This window comes from Polymorphospora rubra, assembly GCF_018324255.1.
In the GTDB taxonomy this organism is placed as follows: domain Bacteria; phylum Actinomycetota; class Actinomycetes; order Mycobacteriales; family Micromonosporaceae; genus Polymorphospora; species Polymorphospora rubra.
Genome location: NZ_AP023359.1, coordinates 7,911,522 through 7,922,890, shown reverse-complemented (window position 1 = coordinate 7,922,890; position 11,369 = coordinate 7,911,522). Strand labels below are relative to the sequence as shown.

The following is an 11,369-nucleotide window of genomic DNA, read 5'->3' as shown; positions in this document are numbered from 1 at the left end:
GCTATCCGTTGCGTCGGGCGCTCAGCGGCCGCAGGTCGGTCCACACCCGCGCGATGTGGGCCAGGCACTCGTCCTTGGTGCCCGCGACGCCGTCCGCCCGCCACCCGGCGGGGATCTGCCGGCCCTCCGGCCAGATCGAGTACTGCTCCTCGTGGTTCACCACGACCGTGTACCGGGTGTCGTCCCGCTCGTCGGAATCGGTCATTCGGATCTCCCTGTCCCGTGGTGCCGCTCGACGGAGCCGCGCCGGTCGCGGCGGTCCCGGCGGCATGCGCGTACGCCTTCCGGCGGGCCCGAGCGCGCACCACGTCACGTGTCCCGTTCCGGCGTGCGGCCGGGTGCGCCCACGGCCGTGCCGGTCGCGGCCGCGGACGGTGGCCGGGACCTGGTGGTCGGATCACGGGTACGGCGGGACGCCGGACGGCGGCGAGCCTCCGTGTGTGTGTGTTCGGTTTTGCCGGGACCCGCTGTGTGAAGTGGTGCAGCCGATCGAATCCTCTGCCGGGCGAAGCTATCTCGGTATTCGGACCACTGTCAATATTGATCGACATGGCTGCCTGTCGGCCGCGTGGCGTGCGGTGGCGTCTGTGCTGCTCATGGTTGCCGTGGCGGTATTCGACGACCGGTAGCATTTTTGAGCCGTCGACGATCTTCGATGGATGGCGTGTCGTGACGTCGCCACATCCTGTTGACCGGTTTGTAAAACCGGTATAGTCGGTGGCTGTCTCGATCCGGTCGGCGGGTTTGTCCGGTCGGAATTGTCGCGACCCTTTGGATCGTTCTTTCGGGCGATCCGCCCGTCGTTGAGAAGTGTGCGACCCGGCGGCCGTCGAGTTGATCATTCGAGGAATCGATGATGACGGGCATCGATGATGGTGTCGGTATTGGTCGAATGGCGCGCGACGGGCACCGGACGGCGCTCCGATGACTGTTAGTCTCCAGCCTCATGGAACCCGAGCCGGCATCGGACACCGGCGGAACCCGCCCGGCGGCCGTCTCCGAAACCCCCCGCCAGCGCCTGGTCGCCGGGCTCCGGGTCGGCGTCGGACTGGCCCTGGCCGCGTTCATGCTCGCCGTCACCTTCGGCGCCCTGGCCCGCTCCGAGGGCTGGGGGGTGATCGCCCCGATCGTCTGCTCGCTGGTCGTGTTCTCCGGCTCCGCGCAGTTCGCGCTGGCCGCCGCCCTCGCCGGCGGCGGTGGCATCCCGGCGGCCGTCACCGCGGCGGCCCTGATCAACGCCCGCTTCATCCCGATGGGCGTCGCGGTCGCCGGTGACCTGCGCGGCGGACGGCTGCGGCGCGCCATCGAAGGCCAGGCCGTCGTCGACGGCTCCTGGGTCGCCGCGCACCTCGGCGGCGGTCACTTCGACCGCTACCGGCTCATCGGCGCCACCATCGTCCAGTGGCCGGCCTGGGTCGCCGGCACCGCCCTGGGTGTCGCACTCGCCCCGCCGGACAGCGTGGTGGAGACTCTCGGCCTCGACGTCATCTTCCCGGCCTTCTTCCTGCTGCTCCTGCTCGACGAACTACGCGGCGCACGGGCCAGCCGCTTCGCCGCGGCCATCGGCGGCGTCGTCGCCGCCGGCCTGGTCCTCGTGGTCCCGACCGGCCTCGCGCTGCTCGGATCCACCGCCGGAGCACTGCTCGGCCTGCGCGGAAAGGGGAAGCGGTCATGACCCTGTGGCTGGCCATCATCGCCGTCGCCGCGGTGAGCTTCACGTTCAAGGCGATCGGCCCGGCCCTGCTCGGCGACCGGGAACTGCCGCCCGCCGCCCGCAACGTCATCGCGCTGCTGGCACCCGCCCTGCTCGCCGGGCTGATCGTCGTGGAGGTCCTCGGTCCGAAGTGGACCGGCATCGACTGGACCCTCCTGGTCGGCCTCGCCGCCACCGCCGCCGCCTGGGCGTGGCGGGCACCGATGTTGCTCGCCGTACTCGTCGGAGTGGTCGCCACCGCGCTCGCCCGTCAACTGCCGTTCTGAGCCGACCGCCGGGCCCGGCGCCGGCGGCGCAGCGCGACGGTGGCCGTCACGGCGAACAACACCGCCCACAACACACCCAGGTACGCCAACAGCCCCGGCAGGTAGTTCCGGTCGTCGAGGCCCGGATTCGGCGGTGCCGGCGACGGGCGGGTCAGCAACGGCGTACCGACCAGCAGCAGCGTCCCCGTGGCGAACAGGCCGACCACCACCATCGTGCGCCACGGCCGGGGCAGCAGCCGGGCGACCAGCACCCCGGTGACCGCCACCAGCGGCGCCAGCAGCAGGTCGTGCGCGGGCGGACCGGTCACCAGCCACGCCGCCAGCGACAGCAGCACCGCCGGCGTCCACTCGACCTCACGCACCAGCAGCCAGCCGCCGTACCCCATGACGGCCGTGCCGGCCGCGGCCAGCGCCACCCGTACCCCGCCCGGCCGCCCCCGGCCGGCGGTCACGGCAGCACCCGCAGCACGGCGACCCACTTGGTCTGCAACACCCCCGGCCGGGTCGCGGCGATGATCCGGCACGGATAGCCGTGGTCCAGGCTCAGCTCCTCGCCGTTGAGCCCCAACGCGAGCAGGGTGAGCCGGTCCCGGACGTGGTCCGGCAACAGCAGGCTCTCCCGGTACGTCCCCACGGCCTCCAGCGACTCCACCCGCACCCGGCCGGTCGGGGCACCGACCGCGGCGAGCAGGTCGGCGACGACCACCCCGGTCCACACCGCCGAGGCGCTCCACCCCTCCACGCACGCGATCGGCAGCCGTACGGTGTGCTGCGGCAGCGCCGCCAACTGGTCGCGGGAAAGCTCCCGACGGCCACCGGGCCACTCGACCGTCAACCGCCAGTCGGCGCCGACCCGGCCCACCCTGGCCGCGGTCGCGCTCCGGTTGATCGGCAACCCCTGCGGCCCCCGCGCCGCCCGCCAGCTCAGCGGCGACACCCGGTACAGCCACGGCACCGTCGCCCCGGCCGTCGCCACCACCGCCGCCAGCGCGGCGAACCCGCTGGTCGCCAGCAGCCCGCGCCGGCTCAGCCCGGCCGCCCCCGGCGTCGGCCGCCCGACCTGCCGGCGCAACCCGTCGCGGATCTTCGGCAGCTTCGCGGCGACATGGACCAGCAGCGCCCCGATCGCCACCCAGGCCACCGCGTAGTGCGTCGGCACGAACCGGAACAACCACGGGTACGCCTGCGCGCTGTTGAACATTCCGGTGGCGAGCTGGAAGAACGCCGCGCCGATCAGGACGAACAGCGACACCCGCTCCAGCGCGTGCCCGACCGACCGGACCACCGGCCGGGCGAACAGCCTCGGATAGACACTCCACAGCTTGGCCAGCAGCAGCGGTACGGCGGCGATCCCGCTCAACACGTGTACGCCCTGCGTGACCCGGTAGAGGTTCACCGGCCGGGTCGGCCACCAGGAACCGTGCTGGGCGACGTGCGACAACACACCGGTGACGAAACACAACCCGAACGCCACGCCGAGCAGCAGGCCGAGCCGGGCGGCGACCCGTACGTCGTGTCCCTCGGCGCGGAAGTCCTCCTCCCGCGGCAGCCGGAGGTGAGGTCTGCTGACCTCGCTGCGCTCGGTCACGTGCCCACCTCGCTGCGCTCGGCGGTCCCGTGACTGCGACCGAGCCTGCCGGTGACCTCGCTGCGCTCGGTCACGCCGGGGCCAGCTCGGCGAACCAGCGGTCCTCGTCGCACAGCACGACCCCGATCACCAGCGGCGTGTCCGTCACCAACGCCGGCAGCGCGTCCAGGCCGACCCGGGCCCACTCGAACGGCAGGCCCTCGCCGCGCTGGTGGTGCAGCCGCGACCAGCCCCGCCACAGGCCGCTGCCGGGCTCGTCGACCTCGACCACCACCGTCCCGCCCCGGCGCAACAGGCCGGCGCAGCGGCGCAGCAACGTCGCCGGATCCCCGCCGATACCCAGGTTGCCGTCGGCGAGCAGGACATGCCGCCAGCGTCCCTCACCCGGCAGCCGGTCGAAGACGCTGCGGCACAGCGCCGCCGCCCCACGTTCCCGGGTCAACCGGACCGCCCGCGGCGAGGTGTCGATGCCCAGCGCCGGCAGGCCGCGGGCGGCCACCTCGGCACTGAGCCGCCCCGGCCCGCAGCCGACGTCGAGGACCGGCCCGGCGCACCGGTCGATCAGCCGCCGCATCACCGGCTCGGCGACCCCGTGCCACCGGCGTACCGGCAGCACCGTCTGCCGGCCGTCGTCGTCGACCCGGTCGCAGCGCAGTCCGGCGAGCGCGGCCGCGTGCCCGTCGACGACCGTGCCGGCGAGCCGCGCGGTCACCAGGCCGCCAGCCGCGGCGCGGCGGCCGGCCGGTCCGCCGCCGGCACGGTCGGCACCGCCCCCAACGGCGCCGTCGACACCTCCGGCGCGACGACCGCGCGCACCGCCGCCGCGAACCGGCCGTCGGGCACCGCGGCCGCCACCGCCACCGCGTCCGCCATGTTGTCCACATCGGACAGACTTGGCAGGATGCCGACCGCCAGGTCCCGCCCGTGCAGCGCGGCCAGCGTCCGGTCGGCGGTGTCCGACCGCGACATCGGCACCCCGCACAACACCTCGGCGTGCTCCGGCTCGCACAGCCCCAGCGCCCACCAGCCACCGTCGTGGGCCGGACCGAGCACCGCCGGGACCCCACCCCCCAACCGGTCCAGCGCCTCGGTCAGCATCGCCACCGTCACCTGCGGGGTGTCCATACCGATCTGCAACACCGCCGACCCCGGATACCGGTCCGCGGCGTCGGCGTGCGCGGCCGCCAGCCGCTCCGACAGATCCCTGCCCCGCTGGGCGAGCACCGTCCAACCGTCCAGCGCCTCGACAATCGGCCCCGACCCGACCGCGGCGGACAACTCGCCCTCCAGCGCCAGCACCGGCACCACGTCCGGCACCGCCGAAACCACCTCGATCGTGTCGAGCAGCGCGGCCGCCGCGATCCACGCCGCCTGCTCCGGACCCGCCGGCGGGCACAACCTCGTCTTGACCCGTCCCGGCACCGGCGCCTTCGCCACCACCAGCAGAACCGTCCCGTCGCCGGCGCCCGCCGGCGTCCCCCGGTGCCCCGACGCCGGCGGCGGCTCCGACCCGCTCACCACAGCACCCGCGCCATGTCGCGCGTCGCCCGCAGGGTGCCCCGCACCGAACCGGAGACCTTCGAACTCGTGCCGGCCGCCCGCGGACGGTACGGCACCGGCCGCTCCACGATCCGCCAGCCGGCCAGCCCCGCCCGGGTCAGCAACTCCAGCGGATACCCGAACGCCCGGTCGCGTACGTCCAGGCGCAACAGCCCGTCGCGACGTGCCGCCCGTACCGGACCGATGTCCCGCACCGGCAGCCCCCGCCGCCGCATCAGCGCCGCGAGCACCGCGTTCCCGGCCCGGGCGTGCCACGGCCAGGCACCCCGCCCGACCGGCACCCGACGGCCGACCGCCAGATCGGCGGAACCCCCGGTCACCAGGCCCACCAGCGTCGACAACCCCGCCGGATCGATCGAGCCGTCGGCGTCGAGCACGCAGACGACATCGGCGTCGGCGGCCCGCAGGCCGGCGTCCACCGCGGCACCGTAGCCGCGCCTCGGTTCGACGACCACCGTCGCGCCCGCCCGGGCGGCCACCTCCGGCGACCCGTCCCGGGAACCGTTGTCGACCACGATCGCCCGGTAGCCCGCGGGCACCCGGCGCAGCACGTCCGGCAGCGCCGCCGCCTCGTCGAGGCAGGGCAGGATCACGTCCACGGTCATGGCCGCCCCTCGCTTCGCTCGGGTCGCCATGACGACCGGCTGAGCCGACTGACTCCCTCGCTGCGCTCGGTCATGGCCGCCCCTCGCTACGCTCGGGTCGCCATGACGACCGGCTGAGCCGACTGACTCCCTCGCTGCGCTCGGTCATGGCCGCCCCTCGCTACGCTCGGGTCGCCGTGACGACCGGCTGAGCCGACCGATTCCCTCGCTACGCTCGGTCATGGGCGCGAGTTAGCCGTTTCGGCGTCGGCTAAACGCCGGGGCGGTGCTTCGGAGGTTCCGGCCCGGCCGTACCCGGTGCGCCGTTACCGTGACCGGGTGCGCCCACCGCCGACGGACCGGACCGGCGGGGCGGACCGGCGCGGTGCGCGTGCCGACGTCGCGGCGGCGGTCGTCGCGCTGCTCCTGGTCGCGGTCGCCATCGCGGTCGGCTGGTGGCTCAACCGCCGGGACGTGCCGATCTACGCCGGCAGCGCCCCGCTCTTCGCCACCCCGGGCCCGCACGTCGGCCCCGGCACCCTGCTGGCGCCGCTGGTCGCCGCCGCGGTCGTCGGCTGGCTGCCGCGGCTCGCCGACCGGCTCGGCTGGCGGCGGCTGCTGCTCACCGGATACGTCGCCGCGCTCGCCTGGATCCTCTCCCTCGCCATGATCGACGGATGGCGGGACGGGCTGACCAGCCGCCTGACCGGCGACGCCGAATACCTCATCGACGTACCCGGGGTCACCGACATCCCCGCCATGCTCCGCACCTTCACCGACCGGATCCTGGACTTCCAGCCCGACTCCTGGCACACCCACGTCTCCGGGCACCCGCCCGGCGCGCTGCTGGTCTTCGTCTGGCTCGACCGGGTCGGCCTCGGCGGCGGTACGGCGGCGGCCCTGCTCTGCGTCCTGGTCGGCGCGCTCACCGCCGTCGCCGTGCCGGTGACCCTGCGGGCGCTCGGCGACGAGGCCGCCGCCCGGGCCGTACTCCCGTTCGTGGTGCTCTTCCCCGGCGCCGTCTGGCTGGGCGCGTCCGCCGACGCGATCTTCGCCGGCGTGACCGCCACCGGCATCGCCGCCCTCGCCGTCGCCGGCCGGCGCGCCGGAACACTCCTCGCCCTGGCCGCCGGCGTGCTGCTCGGCTACGGCATCTTCCTCTCCTACGGTCTCGTGCTGATGGCGCCACTGGCGCTGGTCCCGGCGCTGGTCTCCCGCCGGCTCCGGGCCACCCTGATCGCCCTGGCCGGCGCCGTCGTGGTCGTCGCCGGCTTCGCCGCCGCCGGCTTCTGGTGGTACGACGGCTACCGGCTCGTCGTCGAGCGCTACTACCAGGGCATCGGCCGGGAACGTCCGTACGCCTACTGGGTCTGGGCCAATCTGGCCACCCTCGTGCTGGCGGCCGGCCCGGCGCTGGCACCGATCCTGCGGCGCGCCGTCGCCGCCCTCGGCCCGACCACCCCGTCGACGGCAGGTCCGGGTCCGGCCCCGACCGGTGCCGTCCGGCGACTCGTCGCGCGGCTGTCGACCGGCCCGGTGGCGCTGCCGCTGGCGGCGGCGGTCGCGATCGCTGCGGCGGACCTGTCCGGGTTGAGCAAGGCCGAGGTGGAGCGGATCTGGCTGCCGTTCGGCGTCTGGCTGATGGCCGGCGCCGCACTGCTCCCGGCCCGCCACCGACGCTGGTGGCTCGCCGTACAGGCGATCACCGCGCTCGCGGTCAACCACCTCGTCCTGACCGTCTGGTGACGCCCCGCGTGCGGGTGCCGCCCGGGCACGCGTCGCACGGCGCCCCCGGCCACCTGATCAAGGAGAAAGCGTGCCGGACCTGCCCACATTTGCGAAGACACAAGTCCTTGATCAACGCAGGCCGGGCTGGGCGGGACGACCCGTGCGGGGTCAGGGGCGCAGGGGAGCGGCGGCGAAGTCGGTCAGCCCGGTGGCGGGGTCGACGGCGGCCCGGAAGCCGAGTTCGGCGGCGGCCCGGGCGGGCGAGGCGACCACGTGGCGTACGTCGCCGGCCCGGAACCCGCCGGTCACCTCGGGAGCGGGGCCGCCGGTCGTCCGGGCGAGCGCCGTCGCGACCGCCCCGATCGTGGTCGGCGAGCCGGAGGCCACGTTGTACGCCCGGAACCCGGGCCGGCCGGCCGCGAGGGCCGCCACGTTCGCCGCCGCCACGTCGGTGACGTGCACGAAGTCGCGGCGCTGCCGGCCGTCCTCGAAGACGCGCGGTGCCCGGCCGTCGGCCAGCGCCGACCGGAAGATCGCCGCCACCCCGCTGTACGGCGTGTCCCGCGGCATTCCCGGCCCGTAGACGTTGTGGTAACGCAGTGCGACGACACTGCCGGGGCAGGCGGCCGTCCAGACGGCGCACAGGTGTTCCTGGGCGAGTTTGGTGGCGGCGTAGACACTGCGGGGTTCGAGCCGGGCCTCCTCGTCGACGAGCGTCGGGGTGAGGTCGGCGGCGCACCGCGGGCAGGTGGGTTCGAACCGGCCGGCTTCGAGGTCGGCGGTCCGGCGGGGCTCGGGTCGCACCGGGCCGTGGGCGGCACAGGCGTACCCGCCCTCGCCGTAGACGACCATGGAACTGGCGAGCACCATCCGTCGTACCCCGGCCCGGGCCATCTGGGCGAGCAGGACGGCCGTGCCGAGGTCGTTGCAGCCGACGTACTCGGGCAGGTCGTCGAGGTCCACGCCCATGCCGACCATGGCGGCCTGGTGCACGACGGCGTCGACGCCGGTGAGCGCGTCCCGTACCGCACCCGCGTCGCGCAGGTCGGCGGCGCGGACCGGGACGTCGCCGACGGTGGCCGGCGGGGCGCCACGGTGGGCGGCCGGATGGCCGGCGTCCAGGGCGGTGACGTCGTGGCCGGCGGCGAGCAGCGCGCGGGTGACGTGGCCGCCGATGAAGCCGGCGGCACCGGTCACGAGGACTCGGGTCACCACCTGACGGTAGGCGGGCCGACGCGTGACGGCCGGCGGATCGCCGGAGTCGGTCGTGCCGTCAGCGGTCCGGTCGCGGCTCCTCGCGCAGGAAGGTGCGCAGCGTGTCCATCGCCAGCTGCTGCGGGGTGTCGTCCAGCTTGAGGGTCGCCAGGCCGCCGGCCAGGACGATGGAGGACAGGCCGTGCACGGTGGCCCAGATCGTCCGGGCCAGGATCCGCGGCGGTACGTCGCCCCGGAGGCAGCCGGCGAGCTGGGCGGATCCGACGACATCGACGAGCACCTCGAACGGCGCGGTGTCCGCCTCGTTCTCCCCGTCCGGCCGGGGCCGGAACATGATGCCGAAGAGGGCCGGGTTCTCCGTCGCGAAGCTCAGGTAGGCGACACCCATCTGCAGAAGCTGCTCGGCCGGTTCGGCAGATCCGCCGGCGGCGCTCCGCAGGGCGGTGTCGAGCTTGGCGTACCCCTGCTCGGCGACCGTCGCGAGCAGCGCGTCGCGGTCGGCGAAGTGCCGGTACGGCGCCGCGGTGCTCACGCCGAGCCGGCGGGCCAGGTTGTTGAGGCTGAAGCCGGCCTCCCCGTTCTCCACCAGCAGCTGGTGGGCGCCGTCGACCAGTGCCTGGCGCAGCGACCCGTGGTGGTACGAGGCGCGGCTTCCGGAGCTGGTCGACATGTTGACGACACTAACATCAAGGCTTAAGTTGATAACTCTTACATTGTAAGAGCCTCATACATTCACTCGCTTCCGAGGAGCCCGGATGCCCGACGCCACCCTCACCGCCCCGCCAGCGGTGGCCACCCCCAGCCGGTCACGGTCCCGGGCCGGCTGGATCGTGGTCACCCTCACCTCGCTCGCCGTCGCCGGCTACTCCCTGGCCCTGTACGCCCAGGGCACCCTCGAAGCGATGGCCGAAGCCGAGATCGGGCTCGCCGACAACTACGCGTCGGCGCCGGGACCGGTCCAGGCCGCCTTCTTCGCGCACGTCGTCACCGGCTCACTCGCGCTGCTGCTCGGCCCGTGGCAGTTCTTCCGCCGGCCACGCGGGCGGCACCGGCCCGTCCACCGCCGGATCGGTCGCGCCTACCTGCTGTCGGTCGGGCTGGCCACCCTGACCGCCCTGGTCATGGCCCCGTTCAACTCGGCCGGCATGGTCGGCTTCTTCGGATTCGGCAGCCTCGCCGTCCTCTGGGGACTCACCGCCTGGCGCGGCTACCGGGCGGCCCGTCGCCGGGACTTCGCCGCACACGAGGCCTGGATGATCCGCAACTTCGCGCTGACGTACGCCGCTCCGACCCTGCGGCTGTGGCTGGGCGTACTGATCCTGGTGCAGGTGCCCTTCGCCACCCCCGGCACCGACTTCCAGGCACTGTTCGACAACGCCTACCACGCGGTGCCGTTCCTCTGCTGGCTGCCGAACCTCGTCGTCGCCGAGTGGCTGGTCAGGCGGCGTGGGCTGCCGTCGGCCGGGAATCTGGCAGGATCGGTCGGATGAGGACCTCGGGCTCCGCCGGCCTGTCCGCGGACCGGCTCGGCCGGCTCCGCCGGGTGCTGACCGGACACGTCGAAGGCGGCACCGTTCCCGGTCTCGTCGCCCTGGTGAGCCGTCGCGACGAGGTCCACGTCGAGGCGGTCGGCACCACGGCCGTCGACGGCGACACACCGATGCGCCGCGACACCATCTTCCGGATCACCTCGATGACCAAGCCGGTCACCGCCGTCGCCGCGATGATCCTGGTCGAGGAGTGCGTCCTGCGGCTGGACGACCCGGTCGACCGGTGGCTGCCCGAACTCGCCGACCGGCGGGTGCTCAACCGGGTCGACGGCCCGCTCGACGACACCGTGCCGGCCGAGCGGCCGCTCACCCTGCGCGACCTGCTCACCATGCGGATGGGCTTCGGACACCCGATGGTCGCACCACGGTCGACGCCGATCATGAAGGCCGAGGACGACGCCGGGCTACGGACCTTCGGCCCGCCGAAACCGTCCACGTCGCACCCGCCCGACGTGTGGATGCGCGAACTCGGGGCGCTGCCGCTGATGCGCCAGCCCGGCGAGGCGTGGCTCTACGACACCGCCTACCACGTGCTCGGCGTCCTGATCGCCCGCGCCTGCGGGCAGCCGCTCGAGGCGTTCCTGCGGGAGCGGATCTTCGAGCCGCTCGGCATGCCCGACACCGGATTCAGCGTGCCGGCCGACCGGCTCGACCGGTTCACCGAGTGCTACGAGGTCGGCGCCGACGGCCTCACGCCGCACGACGGGATCGTCGACAGCCAGTGGAGCCGCCCACCGGCGTTCCCGGACGCGGCCGGCGGCCTGGTGTCCACGGTGGACGACTACCTGGCGTTCGGGCGGATGCTGCTCGGAAACGGCCGCTACCGCCGTGGGCCGCGCATCCTGTCCCGCCCGGCGGTCGAGACGATGACCGCCAACCACCTCACACCGGAGCAACTGGCCGGTGCCGACGTCTTCCTCGGCGACAACCGCGGCTGGGGCTTCGGCGTATCCATGGTCACCGCGCGCGACGACATCTCCGCCGTACCCGGTCGGTACGGTTGGGACGGCGGATACGGCACGTCGTGGGCGTCGGATCCGCGCGAGGAACTCATCGGCATCGTCCTCACCCAGCGCCTGGCCACCGCCGAGCCGTCCCCCGTACACGCCGACTTCTGGACCACGGCCTACCAGGCCATCGACGACTGACCACGTGGAGTTCCGC

Annotated in this window: 13 protein-coding genes; 5 read left to right on the top strand and 8 right to left on the bottom strand. The window is 74.0% G+C overall.

All coding sequences use genetic code 11. The features are described 5' to 3' along the window. Position 1: 1 nt before the first annotated feature. Positions 2–205, bottom strand: coding sequence for an MbtH family protein (locus Prubr_RS34750; RefSeq protein WP_212819753.1), 204 nt, complete (start codon positions 203–205; stop codon positions 2–4). A gap of 741 nt (positions 206–946) precedes the next feature. Here Prubr_RS34750 and Prubr_RS34745 point away from each other — a divergent pair. Next, positions 947–1,675: an AzlC family ABC transporter permease gene (locus Prubr_RS34745; protein ID WP_212819751.1), complete on the top strand. Its 729-nt coding sequence runs from the start codon at positions 947–949 to the stop codon at positions 1,673–1,675. Beyond that, the gene (locus tag Prubr_RS34740; protein ID WP_212819749.1) at positions 1,672–1,980 is read left to right on the top strand and encodes an AzlD domain-containing protein; all 309 of its coding nucleotides are present in this window, start codon (positions 1,672–1,674) and stop codon (positions 1,978–1,980) included. Before Prubr_RS34745 ends, Prubr_RS34740 begins: the two co-directional genes overlap by 4 nt. On the opposite strand, the gene Prubr_RS34735 is transcribed toward Prubr_RS34740, so the two are convergent. From Prubr_RS34735 to Prubr_RS34715, 5 genes are all read right to left on the bottom strand, one after another. Further along, positions 1,965–2,432, bottom strand: a complete 468-nt coding sequence (locus Prubr_RS34735; protein ID WP_212819747.1) for a hypothetical protein — start codon at positions 2,430–2,432, stop codon at positions 1,965–1,967. The two genes, Prubr_RS34740 and Prubr_RS34735, sit on opposite strands and share 16 nt — an antisense overlap. Continuing rightward, positions 2,429–3,568 carry a molybdopterin-dependent oxidoreductase gene (locus tag Prubr_RS34730; RefSeq protein ID WP_246568071.1) on the bottom strand — a complete coding sequence of 380 codons (1,140 nt, stop codon included), beginning with the start codon at positions 3,566–3,568 and terminating at the stop codon, positions 2,429–2,431. The genes Prubr_RS34735 and Prubr_RS34730 overlap by 4 nt, the downstream gene beginning before the upstream one ends. 70 nt (positions 3,569–3,638) lie before the next feature. Next, complete coding sequence (locus tag Prubr_RS34725) at positions 3,639–4,280, bottom strand: class I SAM-dependent methyltransferase (protein ID WP_246568069.1); 642 nt, start codon at positions 4,278–4,280, stop codon at positions 3,639–3,641. Further along, complete coding sequence (locus tag Prubr_RS34720) at positions 4,277–5,014, bottom strand: TIGR04282 family arsenosugar biosynthesis glycosyltransferase (protein WP_246569126.1); 738 nt, start codon at positions 5,012–5,014, stop codon at positions 4,277–4,279. Before Prubr_RS34720 ends, Prubr_RS34725 begins: the two co-directional genes overlap by 4 nt. Positions 5,015–5,082: 68 nt before the next feature. Beyond that, positions 5,083–5,733: a glycosyltransferase family 2 protein gene (locus Prubr_RS34715; RefSeq protein WP_212819743.1), complete on the bottom strand. Its 651-nt coding sequence runs from the start codon at positions 5,731–5,733 to the stop codon at positions 5,083–5,085. A gap of 318 nt (positions 5,734–6,051) precedes the next feature. Here Prubr_RS34715 and Prubr_RS34710 point away from each other — a divergent pair, with 318 nt between their 5' ends. Continuing rightward, positions 6,052–7,458, top strand: coding sequence for a hypothetical protein (locus tag Prubr_RS34710; RefSeq protein WP_212819741.1), 1,407 nt, complete (start codon positions 6,052–6,054; stop codon positions 7,456–7,458). 150 nt (positions 7,459–7,608) lie between these two features. Here Prubr_RS34710 and Prubr_RS34705 read toward each other — a convergent pair whose 3' ends face one another. Beyond that, positions 7,609–8,652, bottom strand: a complete 1,044-nt coding sequence (locus Prubr_RS34705) for an NAD-dependent epimerase/dehydratase family protein (RefSeq protein ID WP_246568067.1) — start codon at positions 8,650–8,652, stop codon at positions 7,609–7,611. A gap of 61 nt (positions 8,653–8,713) precedes the next feature. Further along, positions 8,714–9,325 carry a TetR/AcrR family transcriptional regulator gene (locus tag Prubr_RS34700; RefSeq protein ID WP_212819739.1) on the bottom strand — a complete coding sequence of 204 codons (612 nt, stop codon included), beginning with the start codon at positions 9,323–9,325 and terminating at the stop codon, positions 8,714–8,716. Between the two features lie 85 nt (positions 9,326–9,410). Between Prubr_RS34700 and Prubr_RS34695 the strand changes: the two genes are divergently transcribed. Together Prubr_RS34695 and Prubr_RS34690 are read left to right on the top strand one after the other, a co-directional pair. Next, positions 9,411–10,145, top strand: coding sequence for a DUF2306 domain-containing protein (locus tag Prubr_RS34695; RefSeq protein WP_212819737.1), 735 nt, complete (start codon positions 9,411–9,413; stop codon positions 10,143–10,145). Further along, positions 10,142–11,353, top strand: coding sequence for a serine hydrolase domain-containing protein (locus Prubr_RS34690; protein WP_212819735.1), 1,212 nt, complete (start codon positions 10,142–10,144; stop codon positions 11,351–11,353). Before Prubr_RS34695 ends, Prubr_RS34690 begins: the two co-directional genes overlap by 4 nt. Positions 11,354–11,369 lie beyond the last annotated feature (16 nt).